The sequence below is a fragment of the Candidatus Binatia bacterium genome (assembly GCA_035631035.1).
Taxonomy (GTDB): Bacteria; Eisenbacteria; RBG-16-71-46; order SZUA-252; family SZUA-252; genus DASQJL01.
This window is the reverse complement of record DASQJL010000103.1, coordinates 1-18,040: the sequence shown is the minus strand read 5'-3', so window position 1 is coordinate 18,040 and position 18,040 is coordinate 1. Positions and strand designations below refer to the sequence as shown.

Below are 18,040 nucleotides of genomic sequence, written 5' to 3'. Positions count from 1 at the left end.
TGCACGTAGGCGAGTCCCGTCAGCCGCGCCCATTCCGCGCGCTCCCCCTGGGCCTCCATCAACGCCTCGTCAAACCGCCCCATCTCGGCCAGGACGATGCCCAGCACGTGGCGGCCCCCGATGCGGTTCGGGGAGAGCTCCAGCGCCTTGCGCAGGTAGCGCTCGGCGTCCGGCAGGCGGCCCGCGCTGCGATAGAGGAGCGCCAGGGAGCTGTACGAGGCGGCGCTCAGCGGATCCTGCTGGAGCGCCCGGAGATGCATCGCCTCCGCCTCCTCGAACCGTCCGAGAATCCAGGCCAGGGCACCCGCCGCGCCGAGCGCGGCGGGACTGCCGGGAGCGAGGTGCAGCGCGCGCCGCGACGATTCTTCCGCCGCCCGGAAATCCCAGTCGTACATCCGCTGGACGGCGCTGAGCCGCACGTAGGCCTCGGGCAGGTCGGGAGCCAGTTCCAGGGCCTTGTGGGCCGACTCCCGGGCCATGCGGTAGGCATCGTTGACCGGGATCCATCCATACCCGCCGCTCATCGACTGCGCTCGCGAGAGCTCCGTCCACGCGAGCGCATGCTTGGGATCCATCGCCAGCGCTTCCTTCAGATAGTCAATCGCCTTGGCAATGTCCTCCTGGCTCATCCGGTCGATCAGGTACTTCCCCTGGAGATACAGCCGATGAGCCTCGGGATTGTCCCCATGTCCCTTGGCCGCGGCGGCCACGTCGGCCTGCGCCAGGCCGCTCGCTTTCGAGTCGGGCGCCTCGCCGAGCAGCGTGGTGCGCAGCTCCTTCACCACCGACTGCGCGATGTCGTCCTGCACCGCGAAGATGTCGTCCAGCGAGCGGTCATAGGTCTCGGACCAGAGCTGCACGCGGTCCGAGGCGTGGATCAGCTGCACGGAGATGCGCACGCGGTTGCCGGCTTTCCGCACGCTCCCGTCGAGCAGGGTCGCCACGTTCAGCTTCTGGCCGATCACGGCGAGGTCCTCGTTCTTCCCCTTGAACTGGAAGGACGAGGCGCGCGCGGCCACGCGAAGACCGCGCACCTTGGTCAGCACGTTGAGCAGCTCGTCGGCGAGGCCGTCCGAGAAATACTCGTCCTCCTCGCCGCGGCTCCGGTTCACGAAGGGAAGCACCGCGATCGAGGGCGCGTCCCGGGGTGGCGTCGATACGGAGGAGGAAGGGGCCCCCAAGGGCCGGGACGAGGGCGGCCCCGTGGCAGGCGAGGGGACCGGCGGCGGCGTCGCGGGCGCCGCCGGAGCGCTTGCCGGAGCCGCGAAACCTGGCACACGCTCGGCCTCGCGCTGGACATAGCGAAGCTCGTTGTACACGTCGCGCGCGGTCTGGATGCGGTCCCGCGCGTTCTTCTCCAGGCATCGGGTGATGATCCGGTCGAGATCCCGGGGAACGTCGCCACGCAGCGAAAGCACCGGGACCGGCACGTCGCGGAGGATCGCCGAGCTCACGTCCGCCGGCGTCGGCCCGGTGAAGGGCCTCCGTCCGGTCGCCAGCTCGTAGAGAATGATGCCGAGCGAGAAGAGGTCCGATCGGGCGTCCACCGCCTCGCCGCGGACCTGTTCCGGCGCCATGTACGGGATCGTCCCAAGGACCTGGCCCTGGCCCGAGATCGGCGATTCGGCGGTCGCGCCGAGGGTCGCGCCCTCGCCCAGGTCCCCCTGGCTCGTCTTGGCGAGGCCGAAGTCCAGCACCTTCACCCATCCGTCCCGCGTCATCATCACGTTCCCCGGCTTCAGGTCGCGGTGGATCACCCCGCGCTCGTGCGCCGCGGCCAGGGCGTTCGTGAGGGGAATCGCGATCTCCAGCACCCGCGCCAGGGGAAGACCGCCGGGGGCCACCATGCGGTCCAGGGTCTGCCCATCCACGAGCTCCATCGTGAGAAACCGAACGCCGCCCTCGTCTTCGACGGAGTAGAGGGTCACGATGTTCGGATGATTGAGTCCCGCCACGGTTCGGGCCTCGCGCTCGAAGCGGGCGAGCCGGTCCGGGGAGGAAGCCACCGCATCGGGAAGCACCTTCACGGCGACGGCGCGCCCCAGCCGGATGTCGCGCGCGCGATAGACCTCGCCCATCCCCCCGGCGCCGAGGGGCGTCAGGATTTCGTACGAGCCGAGGCGGGTTCCCGCGGGAAAGGGCATGGCCGAAGAGTCTAGCAACCAAACTCCGACGGGGACAGTCCAAGCCGTGTGCCCGTCCCGCGCGGGCGCGCACCCCATGGAGGCACCATGATGTCCAGGCTCGCCGTCCTCTCAGCACTGATTCTGGCGTGTGCCGCCGACGCCTCGGCCTCCCCCCGTTCGCAGCGCGACCCGGGCGCGATCGTCCAGGGGGCGGAGGCCGCCCGCATCGACAGTTTCATGACGGCGGCCGCCGGCCTCGGCCTCGAGGGGACGCTCCTGGTGGAGCGCGAGGGGAAGGTGATCCTCGTTCGCGGGTACGGGATCGCGGATCGCGGCCGCCGCATTCCGGCGACGACGCGGACGCCCTACGTCCTCGGGTCGCTCTCCAAGCAATTCACCGCGGCCGCCGCCTACCAGCTGGAGTCCCGCGGGAAGCTTCGGCTAAGCGACTCCCTGGGCCGGTGGTTCCCGGACGCCCCCGAGGACAAGCGCGGCATCACCGTCGATCAGCTGATCCACCACACGTCCGGACTCCCCTACCTGGGCCGGGGCGACCTGTACGACTCGATCTCGGTCGATTCCATGGTTCGGGAGACCTTTTCGTACCCGCTCGAATTTGCTCCCGGGTCGCGGTACGAGTACTCGAGCCCGGGGTACGACCTTCTCGCGGTGGTGATCGAACGCGCCTCCGGGCGGGGGTTCAACGACTACCTCCGGCAGGAGCTGTTCCAGCCGGCCGGGATGACGGAAACCGGCTTCATCGACGAGCCGTCCCGCTGGCCCGTCACGGCGCGCACCCCCTCCTATTCCAGCTCCGAGGCCGACCCGCCGCTCTATCCGGTTCGCCTCGCGCCCAAGACCGTCGGATCGGGATCGGTCGTCTCCACGTGCGGCGATCTCTGGAAGTGGGAGCAGGCGCTGCGCGCCGGAACGGTGCTCGATGCCGAAGCGACCCGGAAGCTCTTCACCCCGGGACCGGCATCGGGGCCGACGTCGTTCTACGCGGGTGGATGGCAGGTGGTGCAAAGCCAGCGCGGCACCACCGTCATCCTGCACGCGGGAGACCTGGGCGGGTTCAATACCGACATGCGCCGCATGGTCGACGAGCACGCGACGATCATCTTCCTGAGCAACGCGCGCGAGGGAGGGCGCGGCTATCGCGACATCGCGCCGATCATGGCGACGCGCATCCTCTTCGGTCCCCAGCCGGAGCTGCCGCAGCCGCTTCCGCGCGTTTCCCGCGGCGTGCTGGCGCGGTGGAACGGCAGCGTCGCTCTGGATCCGGGCGTCATGGTGAGCGCGCGCGTGCGGGACGGGGCCGTGTGGCTGACGGCTCGAACGCAGGAGGGCATCTTCCGGATCACCGGAGCCGACTCGGCCGCGCGGGCCCGGGCGCTGACGCTGAACGGGCTCGCGGCGGCGGTGGCCGACTCGCTCCTTCGCGGAAGCGCGCACTCGTTGGATTCGATCTTCAGCCCAAGCCTCGTGGAGGGGAGCCATCCCGAGTTCTTCCGTATCTGGAGGGCCACGGCCGACTCGGCGGGCACGCCGGCGCGGGCGGAGGTTATCGGAACCATCCCCTCCACGCCGGCGAGTGCGCGCACGCTGGTCCGGATTTCAGGAGGGCGGGGAGCGATCGCGCTGACGCTGGACTGGCTGGGCGGACGCCTGATCGGGAGCGCGTCCGCGCCCGACGATGGGCTGACCCTGCGCTTCGGGGCCGAGAGCGCGGATCGGGCCGCGCGCTACGATCTATGGGCGGGTCGCACGATCCGGGTGACGCGAAGCTGACGGCCGCGGGGTGAGCCCGCCCCCGCCTCAGCGGAGAGCGTCGCCGGCGTCGCAGGCGGCGAGCGACTTCCCGATCGCCTCCGTCTCCTCCCGCGAGAACGACCACGGCCCCGTCTGCTGCGCCAGCCGCTCCTGGGCGTCGCGCGCCCCGACCAGCCATTGGCGCGCCGCCTGCCGGTGCGCCGCCGCGACGGCGCCCGCGCTCTTCCCCGCCCGATCCAGCTCGACCAGTCCCATGGCCAGCTTGGCCTCGATCAGCTCCTGGACGAACCGGGTGTCGGTGGTGTCGGTCATGGCGCGACGAACCAGGTCGGGGATGACGCCGCCGAGCAGGTCCTCGGCGAGCGCCGTGTGGCCCGCGGCCGCGTGGACGTGCCCGAGGAACGTGCGCGCGATCAGGTCGCTGACCGCCGCGTCGTCGTTGCCGGGGTCCTTCTGCGCCGCCGCGCGCGTCGCCGCGGCGCAGGCTTCGGCCTCGCCGAGCGCGCTGACGGGATCGTTCGTGTTCAGGAGGTAGATGCGCCCGGTGTCGTAGTGGACCGCACCGCGGCGCCGCAGGAGGTCGGCGTCCTCCGGGTTCTCGCGGATCAGATCGTCGAGGAGCGTCCGCGCGCGTCCCAGCGCCGCGAGCGCGCTGTCCGATCGTCCGGGCTGCAGCACGAGCGCCTCGGCCAGGCCGGTGGACGCCTGCGCCAGCGTGCGGCGATGCGACGGCTCCTTCGGCTCCCAGACCACGAGCGCGGCGAACGAGTCCACGCCGCGCCGGATCTGCGCGACCCCTTCGTCGATCTTGCCCGCCTCGATCAGCGTGAGGCCGTCGTTGTGGAGGAGGCGGGGGATGTTGATCCGGTAGCGCCGCACGTCGGGTCGCATCCGTCGCAGCTCCGTCATCAGCTCCAGCGCGCGGCTCGACATCGCCGTCGCCTCGACCGCGCGTCCGTGCTCCCGGTCGAAGTTGCAGAGCTTGGTCGCCGAGGACGCCAGGTCGAGTTTGTATTCCTCGTGAACGGGATTCGCGCGCACCAGCCGGTCGCGCAGCTCGTAGGCTTTCTTCAGGGAGCGGTATCCCTCCTCGCTCCGCCCGACGTTGGCGCTCCAGACGTAGCCCTGGACGGTTCCCAGCTTGTCGAATCCGTCGGCGAGCGTGCGGATCAGCGCCGTGTCCTGGACCCCCTCGGCGGCGATGCCGTTCAGGTACTTCGTCGCCGAATCCACGATCTTCTCGCGGAGCGGCGTGGTCCCGGGCATCGACGCGAGCCCCTCGTTCACGTCCCAGAGCACCGTGTTCGCCATCGCGGCCACGTCGCGCAGGCGGCGCTCCGCGACCGCGCGCTCCCGCCGCGCTTCCCGGGCGCTCCAGAGCGATAAGGCCGCGCCCGCCACGATCGCCAGCGCGGCGACCGTGGCCATGCCCACGGCGACCCGGTTCCGCCGCACGAACTTCGACGTGCGATACCGCCAGGTGGAAGGACGGGCCTCGACCGGCCTCCCGTCCAGATACCGCCGCAGGTCGGCGCCCAGCTCCTCCACCGACCCGTAGCGGCGCTCGGGCTCTTTCGCGAGCGCTTTCAGGATGATGTTGTCGAGGTCTCCCGCCAGCGCGCGGCTCAGGGCCCCCGGCCCGCCGGTCGGCGGCGAGGGAAGGCTGCGCGTCCGCTCCGCCGCCGTGACGACCCGGGTTGCGGCCGCGGTGCTCGGCCGCACCGGATCCTTCTCCAGAACGGTCCGGACAAGCTGCGTCGCCCCCTCGGCGCGCGTAGGGTAGGGGCGGGCGCCCGTCGCCAGCTCGAACAGGAGAACGCCCAGCGAATAGACGTCGGAGGCGGTCGTGATGTCGCCCCCGCGGAGCTGCTCGGGGCTCGCGTACTCCGGCGTGAGCGGCGCGCGCGCCGTCGTCAGCTCCGAGACGGGCGCTCCCTCGGCGGAGAAGATCTTGGCGACGCCGAAGTCCAGGAGCCGCGGCGTTCCCTCGGCGGTGACGAGAACGTTCCCCGGCTTGATGTCCCGATGGAGCACGAGCCGGCGGTGCGCCGCCTCCACGCTGCCGCAGAGCGCCAGGAAGAGGCGCAGCCGCTCGCGCAGCGTCGGCGCCTTCTCCGAGCACCACTCGTAGAGGGGCGATCCTTCGACGTATTCCATGACCAGCCAGGGGAGCCCCTCCGGCGTCGTGCCGCCGTCGAGCAGGCGCGCCATGTTGGGATGGTCCAGGGTGGCCAGGATCTGCCGCTCGCGGAGGAAGCGCTGGACCATCTCCTGCGTCGCCAGCCCCTGCCGGATGAGCTTGAGCGCGCCCCGCTGGTGGAACTGCCCGTCCTCGCGCTCCACGAGATAGACCACGCCCATCCCGCCGGTGGCGAGCGGACGCACGACTCTCCACGATCCGATGCTCTGGCCCGGCGCGGGTCCCTCGGGGAAGGGGAGCGACACCGCGCCTCCCTCCGGCTCCAGGAATCCGCCGGCGGCGTCGTGGCTCGCGAGGAGCGAACGGATTTCGGTCTCCAGCTCGCGATCCTCGGCGCACGCTTCCTTGAGGAACGCGGCGCGCTGCTCGCGCGGCTGTCGCAGGGCCGCCTCGAAGAGCTCGCCCACCCGCTCCCAGCGTTCGGTCACGCGATCCTCCCTTTGAGCTCGCGGTGGAGCCAGGCGCGCGCGAGGGTCCAGTCGCGCTTGACCGTGGCGGGGGAGACGCCGAGCACTTCGGCGGTCTCCTCGACGGAAAGTCCGGTGAAGAAACGGAGCTCGACGACGCGCGCCTGGCGCTCGTCCAGCGCGGCGAGGCGGTCGAGGGCGTCGTTCAGGTCCTCGGCCGCCACGCCCAACGGCTCGGCGCGCCCGGCCACCGCGTCGCTGTCTTCCAGCGTGACGTGCACGGCGTCGCCGCCGCGCTTCTGCGCCCCGCGGCGGCGGGCGTGATCGATCAGGATGCGGCGCATCGCCTGGGCGGCGATCCCCATGAAATGGGCGCGGTTCTGCCAGGAGACGTGGCGCTGATCGAGCAGGCGGAGGTAGGCCTCGTGGGCGAGCGCGGTGGGCTGAAGCGTGTGGCCGGCGCTCTCGTCTTTCAGGTAAGCGCCCGCGAGACGACGCATCTCCTCGTAGACGAGCGGGAGCAGCGCATGGAGCGCGCTTGCATCTCCCTGTCGCCAGCGAAGAAAGGTCTGAGTGACGTCAGAAGGGGACGGAGTCCCCTGATCTCCCCCCGGGGCTTCCATCGGCGCGAGCAGTATAGCGGTGCCCCGTCGTGGCGAACAGGTGCGCGTTGAAGGGATTCAGCCGCGGGGCCGGCCGACCGGGGCGTGCCCGGTCCGGGCGAAGTCGATGAACCCCCGCTCGGGATCGGTGTGGACCAGCCGCACCCGGACGCGATCGCCCACGTCCAGTCCTTCCTGCCCCTGCTCGACGCGCCCTTCGACGTGCGGATCGAACACGCGCACCCAGGTGCCTTTCTCGGAGGCGCCGGTCACGATTCCGTCGAACTCCTGCCCGATGTGGCTGCTGAGCAGGCAGGCGGCCGCCGCCTTGTCCAAGAGCCGCTCGATCTTGTTCACGTCGTCCTCGCGCTGCGTGCAGTGGTCGGCCAGTCCGATCAGCTCGTCGCGTCCGTAGGGAAGGGTTCCTCCGTCGAGCGCGGCGCGCAGCAGTCGCTGCGTGATGACGTCGGGGTAGCGGCGGTTGGGGGCCGTCGAGTGGGTGTAGTCGCTCACGGCCAGCCCGAAGTGACCCGTGATCTCCTCTCCGGGGAAGCTGGCGACATATTCCCCCCGCCCGAGCAGCTTGATCACGGAGAGGGAGAGATCGGGGAAGCGCACGGGATCGGCGGCGCGCCGCTTCTCCAGGAAGCGGTTCAGCGCCACGGGATCGGGCTGGTCGGGAAGCGCCTCCCCGAGGTCCTTGGCGATCTCCGCGATGCGCGCCCAGCGCTTGGGAGTGCGCACGACGCGCCGGAGCACCGGAAAGCGCCGCGACTCGAGGAATCGCGCGATCGTCTCGTTCGAAGCGATCATGAGATCTTCGATCAGCTCCTTGGCGCGGTTCGGGCGCTCCGTCGGGAGCGCGCTCACCCTTCCGTCGTCAAGCTGAGGGCGCACCTCGATCGACTCCAGCGCCAGGGCGCCGTGCTCGTGGCGCAGCGACCGGAGCCGCTGGGCCGCGCCGTCCTGCATCCGGAGATTCGCCTCCAGGCCGGGCACGCGGCCGATGGCGGGCGGGATCGGGCCCGATCCCTCGAGCCAGGGGCCCACGCCGGAGTAGGCGAGCTTCGCGCGATTGCGGACGAGCGCGCGGAACACCCCCGAGTCGCCGATCCGTCCCTCGGCGTCCACGTGGATCTCGATCACCATCGCCGCCCGGTCCTGGTCCGGAGCGAGCGACGTGAGGTCCGTGCTCAGACGCTCGGGCAGCATCGGAAAGACGCGCGGCGGCGTGTAGACCGAAGTGGTGTTGGTCCGGGCGTGGCCGTCCAGCGCCGAGCCGGACGGCACCGCTCCGATCACGTTCGCCACGGCGACGTAGAGGATCGAGGTTCCGTCCGAGCGGGAGTCGGCCACCGTCAGCTGGTCCAGGTCACGCGAGTCGTCGTTGTCGATCGAGCACCAGGGGAGATCGCGCAGGTCCTTGCCCTCCTCGCCGCCCGGCGCGTCGGGAACGCGTTCCGCCTCGGCCAGGGCCTCAGGGGAGAAGTCCGGCTCGAGGCCATGCTCGCGCATGGCGCGGCGCGCGACACGGAGAAGAAGGTCACGCTGGGTTTCGGGGGGCGCTTTCGACATGGGCTCCTAGGGCTTCGGAGTCGGAAGGCTCACCAGAATCGACGTCACCACCAGGACCAGCACCGCCACGGTGAGCTCCGCCGTGGCCGAACGGCGGAGCGATCGCGCCCCCAGTTCCGTGCCGAGCAGCGGGCGCTGCCGCCGGAAGTTGAAGGCGCCCAGCGCCAGCACGCCAGCAACCAGGCAGAGCTTCACGATCAGGGCGTAGCCGTACGGCGTCGTCCAGAGCGCCGGGAGCGTCTTGAGGTGCCTCCACGCCGTGATGACGCCGAAGGTGGCGAGCACGCCGGCCGAGGTCAGCGCGAGCGGCGAGAATCGCGCCGTCAGATCCCGCACGAAGGCGCCCCGGCGCTCCGGCGAGAGCCCGCTGCGCAGCGTCACGAGAATCCCCGCGACGACCAGCTGGAAGAGCGTTCCGATCCACATCCCCGCGGCGAACATGTGGATGGGGTTGACCAATTGCAGCCACTTGCCGGAGAACGCCGGAAGGAACACCCCCAGGACCACGCCCGCCGCGGCGGCATACCACCCCGCACGGACGCGGGAGAGCGCGAGCGCGAAGCCGACGACCGTGAGGAGTAGGAGCCCCAGCTGGATCAGCGTGTCCGCGCTCGACGTGAGCTGGGCGCCGAACGACGCGTGTCCCTCGGCGGCTTCCGAAGAGACGTCGAGCAGATCGAGGACGGTGGCCAGAATCGCGCCGATGAGCCCGAGGAGCGCCGAGCGTCCCGCGGCGGTCCGCGCGACGGCGCCCAGGTCGTCGGCGGTTGCGCGGCCGCCGGCCCAGGGACGCAGGACGAAGAGGCGAAATCCGATGGCGCCGGTCGCGAGGAACGCGGCCACGAACCCCAGGAACTCGAGGATCGGCTGCGGCCATTCGATGAGTGGCTCGGGCGCGCTCATGCGCCGATGAGTTTGGCCGAATCGGGCCGGAAAAGCCAGAGGAGGCGGCCGGTCGCGGAGCTAGTCGGATCCGCGGGTCGCCGCGCGCGAGGCGAGCGAGCCCTGCGAGAGCACGTGCAGCCCGCCCGCCGAGGCCGCCGCGAGCAGCCGGCCCGGGGTTTCCGGATCGACGCTCAGGGTCCAGACGTGGTCGGACGCCAGTCCGTCCGTCGGCATCCGCTTCCAGGTCGAGCCGCCGTCCCTGCTCTGGAAGATGCCTCCCCACGTGAAGTCGCTCACGTAGACCGCCCGTCCGCGGGGATCGATGGCGATGCCGGTGAGGTCGGAGTGGGGCAGTCCGCCGCCGACCCGGCGCCACGTCGCTCCCTGATCGCGGGAGCGGTAGAGCCCGCCGTTGGTCGTCGCGAAGAGGACGCGATCGTCCGTGGGCATGAAGGCCAGCGCGTGAAGCTCGGCGCCGACGGCATCGGAAACGCGCGACCAGGTCGCTCCGCCGTCGTGGCTCCGGAAGACGCCGGACCGGGTCGCGGCGACGACGAGATCGGGATCTTCCGGGGAAGCCGCGAGCCCGGTGATCTCTCGTTCGCCGATCCGCTGCGCGCGCTTCCAGGTGCGTCCTCCGTCCCCGCTCCCGATCAGCCCCTTCGCGGTCGCCGCCAGCAGCATCCCGGGCGCCCGCGCGATCAGCTCCGTCACGCGAGGGTGCGCCTCCTCGCCGTCGATCTTCGTGGACAGCCGCACCCACGCCGGCGCGTCCGGCGCGCGGGCGAAGACGCCGTCGTCGGTGCCGGCCAGCAGCGTGGGGCCGAGCACGCCCAGGGAGAGGACCTGGCGCCCGTCCATCCCCTCGCCGAGACGCTGCCAGGGCCCGCCCACGGTCGGGGAGACGAACACGCCGCCGTAATGGGGAGCGCCCCACTCGGCGACCGCGACACGGCCGCCCTCCGCGTCGAAGAGCACCTTGAAGACGAACCGCTCGGAGAATCCCGTGTTGCTGGTCACCCACGACTGGCCCCGGTCGGCGCTGCGCAGGACGCCGGCGCCCTCGGTCCCGAGGAGGATGCCGCCCCCCGGCAGGGCCACCACCGCGTTCACGACCAGCTCCTTGCGCGTCGACCGCCGCCAGGTGCCGCCGCCGTCCTCGCTCACGAAGAGCCCTTCGGTGGTTCCGGCGAGGAGCAGGCCGGGGTCGTCGGCGCCCTGGGCGAAGGCGCGCGTTCGCCGGCTGGAGTAGGGGATGCCGGGCAGCTTGGTCCAGCGGGCGCCGCCGTCGGCGGAGCGATAGATCCCCGAGCACGCCGTGGCGAACACCGCGCGGGAGCTCCGCCGGTCCACGGTGAGCGTCATCACGTCCGAGTCGTCGATGATCCCCTCATTCGCGGCGGTCCACGCTCCGCCGGCGTCGACGGTCTTCCAGCTCAGGTGCCAGGTGCCCGCCAGGAGCGCGCGCGGATCGTCCGGATCGAAGGCCAGCGATTCGATGTTCCGAAGATCGGGATGTCCCGGCGGCGAAATGCGCGCCCAGCTCTGCCCGCGGTTCTTGGAGAGGAAGACGCCGGTCAAGGTTCCGGCCGCGATCACGCGCTCGTTCGACGGGGCGATGGCCAGCGCGCGCACCGACTCCCCCTGAATGCCCGGGAGCAGGGTGAACGACGCGCCTCCGTCGGTGCTGCGCGCGACACCGCCGCCTGCGCCGTGGACCTCCCAGTAGCCCACGTACACCGTCCCGTCCGAATCCACCTTGATCTCGTCGAGGCTGCACCCGCGGCAGGGAAAACCAGGATCGAGGCGGGTCCACCGCGCGCCGGCGTCGTCGGAGCGGTAGAGGATCCCCTCGGCGGTCCCGAGGTAGACGCGCTCGGGGCGGCTGGGATCGGCCGCGAGCGAGCGCACGTTGCCGCCGGGGGCTCCTACGGGGATCCAGCTCTGGGCGCGCGCCGGGGCCGCTCCCAAAAGGAGCGCCAGGACGAGGGCGGCATGGAACGAATGACACGCGCGGCGGGCCGCGACGAGCGACGGAAACGGGGCAATCATCGTGTTCCTATGTGCTTCACCGCGCGGACCGGTCCATCCGGACCTGCGGGATCAAAGTTCCCCTGTGGGGTAATGCATCAGGCGTGCCGCGGGGCGAACCCGTTCGGGCCCGCCCCGCATGCGGTCATGCATGGATGCCGGATCGCTTACGGTCCGGTCGCTCCTTCGGGAACGAACCAGACCTCGACCCGGCGGTTCTGGGCCTGCGACTCCTTGTCGCTGCCGGTCGCGATCATCTTCGTGCTGCCGGCGGAACGGGTCGTGACGCGCGCCACCTCGATGTGCCGCTCGCTCACCAGGTAGTCGCGGATCGCGTCGGCGCGCCGCTGGGCGATGTCGGACGAGCGCTCGTGCGAATCGGCGTGCCCGATGATGACCACGGTGGCCCGCGGATCGGCGCTCAGCCGCTGGGCCACGTCGTCCAGGCATGCCTTGTCCACGTTGGTGATCCGGAAGAGGTTGTTCGGGAAGCCGCCCGCGATGCAGGAGACCGCTTCGGCCTTCCGCTGCGGCTCCATGAGCGCGACGGTCGCGTCGCAGGTCGACGTGTTGCCGTGGTCGTCCGTGACGCGCACCGTGATGGTCGCCGTCGAGGGCGGGGCCACGCTGGCGAAGTCGAAGGTCGCGACGGCGCCGTTTCCGGCCACGTGCCCGGTCGGCGAGCTGTACGCGTAGGTGACCGGCCCGCCTTCCGGATCGGTCGCCGTGACGGTGATGCTCGCGGTCTCGCCGGGAAGGATCTGGGCGCGGTCGACGACGCAGGTCACTGTGGGCGGCTGATTCGCGACCTCGGTGTGCACCTCCTCGACGTGCTCGTGGTGGCCGCCGAACAGGAAGCTCAAGCCGAGCATCGCCTCCGTGTTGTGCTGCGATTCGTCCACCTCGTCGCCCACCTTCACGCTCACGTAGCGGCCGTCCGCGCGGAGCGCCACGGAGCGCGAGAGGAAGGCGCGAAAGCCCACGCCGGCGTTCCAGCCGAAGTCGCACGATTCGCCGAGCCCTTCAGCGTGAAACTTCTCATCGCCGACGCCGGCCGTGAGGAACGGGCGGAAGCCGCCGTGTCCGAGGTTGTAGAGCAGGTTGAGCCGCAGCGCCTCCGCGGTCACGTCGGTGTTCTCCAGTCCGAGAATGTCGAAGTCGGTCTCGGACTTCACCCGCTGGCCGGAGGCCTCCAGGCTCACCTTGTCCGAGAGCCAGTAACCGAGGCGGATGCCGGGGAAGAACTTGTTCTCGGGGTGGAAGATCCCGTAGTCGTCGAACCAGATGTGCCCGCCGTAGATGCCGAGCTCCAGCTGGCCCTTCTCGCCTCCCGCAAACGCGGGAGTCGCGGACACGAGGAGCACGGCGGCGAGCGCCATGATCGTGCTTCGCATGGAGTGTCCTTTCCTGATGGACGCCGGGCGCTTCGTCCGCGCGCGTCCCGTACGATCCCCGGACCTCATGGCACGACGATGACCGCTGCATCCAGCGTCACCGCTCCGGTGCGGGATAGCGCCCGGCCGTTCAGCCGCGCTCCGGAGAGGAGCGTGATCGACTGATTCGCCAGGATCGTTCCCTGGAAGACGGAATTGGAGCCGAGGGTCGCGTTGGTGCCGACCAGCCAGATCACGTTCTTGGCCTGGGCGCCGCCGGTGAGGACGACGCGGCTGCCCGCGGCGGTCGTGAGATCGGCGGCGGTGCGGATGATGAAGACGGCGTCCGGATTGCCCAGCGCGTTCAGCGTGACCGTGCCCGAAAGCGTGAGCGGGGAGGCCGTGTCGTAGAGCCCGGGAGAGAGCGTCATGCCGGACAGCTCGGCGGCCGGCAGCGTGAGCACCGACGTCGTTCGCGCCGTCACGTCGTTGATCGCCGTGGTCAGATCGACCAGCGCGGTCGCGGACGTGGCGTTGCCCGCCTGCGTCGTACCGCTCGCCGTGGCGGGCGGGAAGCCCGTCACCGTCGTGCCGGGGCTGACGCCGATATCGCCGGTGATGACCGTGGCGCCCGTGCTGACGATCGAGTCCTGCGCGAGGACAGCGAACGTCGAGGTCGTTCCGAGCGCAACCGCGGCCTGACCTCCGCCGCCGCTCTCGAGGACTCCGAGTGGCTTGTCCTTGTCGCAGCATCCAGCAATCAGAAGCGCGATCACCGGCGCCGCGATCCACGAAATCCGACTCTCTATGCGCATCATTGGATTCCTCCTCATACCGCCGGGCCAGGACTTCGAAACGAAGCTCCGGGTAGGAGGAGCGCCGTTGGCCCGGCTCACCGGGAGGGGCCGGCAACGGATCCGCCGCCCCACAGAATGGCGTAGTCCACGCAGGAAGAGTGCCCGCGGGTACCCCGGCGCACGAGGGGTTGACCTAAGACGCTACCGCTGGGGGAGTTACGCGTAGGGGGCTTTGGGGGCTGTCGGGTGTATCATCGAGGCCTCTTTGGGAAAGAGGTTTCAAAGCCGGGGCGTCTTCTTCAACCGGCGGGGCAGTACGGGCGGCAGCGGCGGCAGTTGTCTGGACCACGGAAAGGTCGCCCTTCATGGATTCGTCTTTCGTCGCACGAGCTTCGAGGCTCGCGACTCTCGTCGTCGCCTCGTGGCTGATCGCCGTCCCCGCGTCGGGTGGCGAAGCTCCCGCAGTGGAATTCCTGTCGCCGCGCCCCGGCGCCGCCATGATCCTCCCTGAGACCAACCTCATCGTTCGCCCCGGCGGCCTCGTGACCGGGAGCGGAAGCGAGTGTCTCCGCGTCACGGGCTCGGTTTCGGGGCCGCACACCGGAACCCTTCGCCTCTGCGACGACCGCCGCACCGTGATCTTTCAACCGGACCACCCCTTCGTCGCCTCCGAGACCGTGACCTGTCGGCTCGATACGGGGCTGTCCACCGATACGCGCGGCCCGATCGCGCCCGGCGACTTCTCCTTCACGATCGCCGGGCCCGAGCGCGAAGCGCTGCGGGATCAGCCGGCGCCCGCCGACGTGGATGAAGACCTCGCGCGCGCCCTCGCATCGGGCTCGCCTCCGGGGAACGCGTCGAGCGCCGCGCCCGCCGAGTCCCTTCCGTTCGATTTCCCCGCGATCCATGCCGACGTTCCGGGCGCGCCCGCGCCGGGACGGCTCTTCGTGAGCGACCTCTTCTTCAATATCCGCGGGCCGCGGATCCCCTCGTATCTGATGATCCTCGAGAACGACGGCACGCCCTACTGGTACCGGCAGATCGACGGCGTGGGCCTGGACTTCAAGATGCAGCCCGACGGGCGGCTCACCTACTTCGATTCCGCGCACGACGCGTTCTACGCGATGGATGCCCGGTACGCGGTGGTCGACAGCTTCCGCTGCGGCAACGGGTATTCGACCGACAACCACGACCTGCTGCTCCTCCCGAACGGCCACGCCGTCCTGATGAGCGCGGACCCGCAGGTCATGGACCTGAGCGCCCTCGGCGGATACCCGAACGCGGTCGTCATCGGGCTGATCATCCAGGAGCTGGACCAGGCGAAGAACGTCGTGTTCCAGTGGCGGAGCTGGGACCACTTCCAGATCACGGACATGATCTTCCATCGAATCGACGCGCCGGTGGTGGACTACGTGCATGGCAACTCGATCGACGTGGACCCGGAAGGGAACTTCATCCTCTCCTCGCGCCACATGAACGAGGTGACCAAGATCAGCCGGGCTACCGGCGAGATCCTCTGGAGGCTGGGCGGAAAGAACAATCAGTTCCGCTTCGTGAACGAGCCGATCGCGTTCTCCCACCAGCATCACGTGCGCCTGCTCCCCGACGGGCACCTCACGATGTTCGACAACGGCAACTTCCGCGTGCCGCAATTCTCGCGCGCGGTGGAGTACGCGATCGACGAGACGAATCGAACCGCGACGCTGGCGTGGCAGTACCGGCTCACGCCCGACGTGTTCGGGGTCGCGTTCGGCTCGGTGCAGCGCCTTCCCAATGGCAACACCCTGATCGGATGGGGCGCGACGCAACCGACCCTGACCGAGGTGGATCCCGGCGGACAGATCGTCTCCCGGCTGTCGTTCGACAGCGGCGTCGCTTCCTACCGCTCCTTCCGCTTCGAGTGGCCGCCGGTCAAGCCCGCGGCGATCGCGTTCGATCCCTCGACGCTCGCGCTGGATCCTGCCACCGGGCAGGATCCGGAGCGCGGGACGCTCCGGGCCCGGATCGCGCCCGTGGATAGCGCCTTTTCCGTGGCGGACGTCATCGTCCCGAGCGTCCGCCTGAATGGCTCCGTCCCGGCGGACACGACGTCCGCGCAGGCCGATCGCGACGGCCTGGTGCTGCTCTTCGCACGCGATGAAGTCGAGCCGTTGCTCGCACCGGGAACGAACCGGCTCGAGGTGACCGGCTCGCTGACCACCGGAGAGCGGTTCCGGGGATCCGCGTCGATCGAGGCGGTGGGAACCGACGGGCGCCGGGATTCGGGCGCGCCGCCGAAGGTCGTGTCGGCGCCGGGGAAGCTGCCGGTGGAGCTGAGGGCGGCCGTAGTTTCCGGGAAGCGGCGGACCTTCGCCGTCTTCGACATCCATGGCCGCCTGGTGCGGCGCGGGGAGGCCCCCGCGGGCGCCGCGCGGATCTCCTGGGATGGGCGTGACCGGGCCGGCCGGCCGGCCGCCTCCGGCGTCTACCTCATTCGCGTGGAAGACGGGTCGTCGCGGAGCGCCGCGAAGGTCGCGATCGTCCGGTAGGGAGCGCCGCTTCTAGCGGATTCCCGAGCGCTTCATCACGACCACCTTCTGCGTTCTCACTCCATCCACGCCTTCGATCCGAGCCACGTACAGGCCGGACGCCAGTCGCCCCCCGTCACGAGCGGAGCCTTCGATGGGGATGGGGATCCGGTAATCCGCCGCGGGAGCGTTCGAGGACCGGTACAGCGTCCGGACGACCCGGCCCTGGAGATCGTGAAGGGTGACGCGCAGGGAGCCGGAACGGCGCGTTCCGAAGATCAGGACGCCGTCCTGGCGCATTGGATTCGGGGCGGTGCGGACCGCCAGGGAAACAGGATTGAAGCCCGGCGGCCCCACCTGGATCGCCAGCTGACCCGAGGACGACAGCGCCCCGTCGCTCACGGTGATCCGCACCGTCGTCGTTTCCGGAGGCTGCTCCGCGCTCGGCATGAGCCGCAGGACCAGCTGACCGAAGGAGGGACCCTCGAACGCGGCATACGAGGGCACTCCCTCCGTCGCGAGCGTCAGCCCCTCGTTGTCGGGATCGGAGGCCGTGAACCGGAACGTCTTCGTCTCACCAGCCTGGAGGAACACGCTGGAGGGAAGCACCAGCACCGGCGCCCGGTTCACGTTGAGCACGTGGATCGCGAACGATCGGAAATCCCGCCCGGTTCCGTCGCTCGCCTGGAGCGTCGCGATCGCGTCGCCCGCGTCGGAGAAGCCGGGCGCCACGTGCACGCTCCAGGTTTCCGGCGAGAGCGCCCCCTGGCGCAGCGAAAGATAGTCCGGGCCGATCAGACGGGAGACCGTTACCGCCGAGCCGTCCGGATCGGTCACCGTCAGCCTCTGATCCGCGGTCTCGTTCTCCGAGACCGTCATGGCCGCGGGCTGGTTCAGGGTCGGCGGCCCCACCCACCCCCCGTAGCGCGCTCCGTCCGTATCGAACCAATCCCGGCCCAGCGTGGCGGTATGGTCGTCGGCCGCCATGGGGCAACCGGTTCCGAACGAGGTGTACTGGGCATTGGTGAGCGTCGTCGTGGCCACGATGAGGAGCGAGGGCGCGCCGCTGGCCACCGACAGCGTGAGCGTGCCGAGCCGTCGGAGTCCCGGGCCGGTTTCCGGCACCAGACAGTATCCGGAAACGTATTCCCTCGGGCTGGAGAGGGGCATGAACGGCGTGACGTTCGGGGGGTTGTTCTCGAACGTATTCCAGGAGAACGTCCCCCCGACCGCTTGCAGCACGAAAACGTACGAGAAGATGCCGAGCGAGTCGGTGGCGGACGAGCAGGTGGCCGGCGTGCCGTCGCGATTCGAATCCGTGCGGAGCCAAACGTTGACGGTTGTCGTCCCCGTTGGCGCGATGACATCGCCATCGGTATGGGCGCCGTCGCCGTTCGTGTCCAGATACATGTACTGCGCGGCGGCGGGCGCAACGAGGATGAGCAGGGCCGCCGAGGCGGCGAGGATGGCCGAAGTCGATCCGGATCGTTTCACCAGCTTCCCCTTTCAGGACCGTTCCTTCGAACAGTATGGGGCTGACTCCGGTCCCGCCCCATGGTACAGAAGTAGCTCTCGACACCCGTAGATCCCGCATTCCAGACCACACTCACGTCACGGCGGAGGTCCCTCATGGTTCGACCCGTTCGCGTCCTCCTCGCGTTCGCCGCGCTCGCGCTGATCAGCGCCTCCTCCGCCCTCGCGCAGCAGATCCTGATCGACAAGCCGGTTCGTGCGGGAGAGCTGGTGTGCTTCCCGGACCTGAAC

General features: G+C 70.2%; 11 protein-coding genes. 2 read left to right on the top strand and 9 right to left on the bottom strand.

Annotated elements, in window-relative coordinates:
• On the bottom strand, positions 1 to 2,144 hold a 2,144-nt coding region (locus VE326_10915), incomplete at its 3' end, for a protein kinase (GenBank protein HYJ33719.1).
• Between the two features lie 87 nt (positions 2,145 to 2,231).
• Between VE326_10915 and VE326_10910 the strand changes: the two genes are divergently transcribed.
• Positions 2,232 to 3,917: a serine hydrolase domain-containing protein gene (locus VE326_10910; protein HYJ33718.1), complete on the top strand. Its 1,686-nt coding sequence runs from the start codon at positions 2,232 to 2,234 to the stop codon at positions 3,915 to 3,917.
• Between the two features lie 27 nt (positions 3,918 to 3,944).
• Here the strand turns inward: VE326_10910 and VE326_10905 are convergent, their stop codons facing one another.
• The 7 genes from VE326_10905 to VE326_10875 all read right to left on the bottom strand — a co-directional run bounded on the left by VE326_10905 (position 3,945) and on the right by VE326_10875 (position 13,790).
• On the bottom strand, positions 3,945 to 6,527 hold the full coding sequence (locus tag VE326_10905; protein ID HYJ33717.1) for a serine/threonine-protein kinase: 2,583 nt from the start codon (positions 6,525 to 6,527) through the stop codon (positions 3,945 to 3,947).
• Positions 6,524 to 7,129 carry a sigma-70 family RNA polymerase sigma factor gene (locus VE326_10900; protein HYJ33716.1) on the bottom strand — a complete coding sequence of 202 codons (606 nt, stop codon included), beginning with the start codon at positions 7,127 to 7,129 and terminating at the stop codon, positions 6,524 to 6,526. Before VE326_10900 ends, VE326_10905 begins: the two co-directional genes overlap by 4 nt.
• Before the next feature lie 57 nt (positions 7,130 to 7,186).
• Positions 7,187 to 8,683, bottom strand: a complete 1,497-nt coding sequence (locus tag VE326_10895) for an RNB domain-containing ribonuclease (GenBank protein ID HYJ33715.1) — start codon at positions 8,681 to 8,683, stop codon at positions 7,187 to 7,189.
• Between the two features lie 6 nt (positions 8,684 to 8,689).
• On the bottom strand, positions 8,690 to 9,586 hold the full coding sequence (locus VE326_10890) for a CopD family protein (GenBank protein HYJ33714.1): 897 nt from the start codon (positions 9,584 to 9,586) through the stop codon (positions 8,690 to 8,692).
• 60 nt (positions 9,587 to 9,646) lie between these two features.
• Positions 9,647 to 11,620, bottom strand: coding sequence for a hypothetical protein (locus VE326_10885; protein HYJ33713.1), 1,974 nt, complete (start codon positions 11,618 to 11,620; stop codon positions 9,647 to 9,649).
• A 146-nt stretch (positions 11,621 to 11,766) separates the two neighbouring features.
• A complete protein-coding gene (locus VE326_10880; GenBank protein HYJ33712.1) occupies positions 11,767 to 12,993 on the bottom strand; it encodes an OmpA family protein in 1,227 nt (408 codons plus the stop codon).
• A gap of 65 nt (positions 12,994 to 13,058) precedes the next feature.
• Complete coding sequence (locus VE326_10875; protein ID HYJ33711.1) at positions 13,059 to 13,790, bottom strand: ice-binding family protein; 732 nt, start codon at positions 13,788 to 13,790, stop codon at positions 13,059 to 13,061.
• 344 nt (positions 13,791 to 14,134) lie between these two features.
• On the opposite strand from VE326_10875, the gene VE326_10870 reads away from it, so the two are divergent.
• The gene (locus VE326_10870) at positions 14,135 to 16,297 is read left to right on the top strand and encodes an aryl-sulfate sulfotransferase (protein ID HYJ33710.1); all 2,163 of its coding nucleotides are present in this window, start codon (positions 14,135 to 14,137) and stop codon (positions 16,295 to 16,297) included.
• A 12-nt stretch (positions 16,298 to 16,309) separates the two neighbouring features.
• On the opposite strand, the gene VE326_10865 is transcribed toward VE326_10870, so the two are convergent.
• The gene (locus tag VE326_10865) at positions 16,310 to 17,770 is read right to left on the bottom strand and encodes a T9SS type A sorting domain-containing protein (GenBank protein ID HYJ33709.1); all 1,461 of its coding nucleotides are present in this window, start codon (positions 17,768 to 17,770) and stop codon (positions 16,310 to 16,312) included.
• Positions 17,771 to 18,040 lie beyond the last annotated feature (270 nt).

What these genes read in the sequence shown, in the direction of transcription:
- VE326_10895 (HYJ33715.1), bottom strand. Translation starts at nt 8,683, where the DNA reads ATGTCGAAAGCGCCCCCCGAAACCCAGCGTGACCTTCTTCTCCGTGTC.
- VE326_10890 (HYJ33714.1), bottom strand. Translation starts at nt 9,586, where the DNA reads ATGAGCGCGCCCGAGCCACTCATCGAATGGCCGCAGCCGATCCTCGAG.
- VE326_10910 (HYJ33718.1), top strand. Translation starts at nt 2,232, where the DNA reads ATGATGTCCAGGCTCGCCGTCCTCTCAGCACTGATTCTGGCGTGTGCC.
- VE326_10880 (HYJ33712.1), bottom strand. Translation starts at nt 12,993, where the DNA reads ATGCGAAGCACGATCATGGCGCTCGCCGCCGTGCTCCTCGTGTCCGCG.
- VE326_10885 (HYJ33713.1), bottom strand. Translation starts at nt 11,620, where the DNA reads ATGATTGCCCCGTTTCCGTCGCTCGTCGCGGCCCGCCGCGCGTGTCAT.
- VE326_10900 (HYJ33716.1), bottom strand. Translation starts at nt 7,129, where the DNA reads ATGGAAGCCCCGGGGGGAGATCAGGGGACTCCGTCCCCTTCTGACGTC.
- VE326_10870 (HYJ33710.1), top strand. Translation starts at nt 14,135, where the DNA reads ATGGATTCGTCTTTCGTCGCACGAGCTTCGAGGCTCGCGACTCTCGTC.
- VE326_10875 (HYJ33711.1), bottom strand. Translation starts at nt 13,790, where the DNA reads ATGATGCGCATAGAGAGTCGGATTTCGTGGATCGCGGCGCCGGTGATC.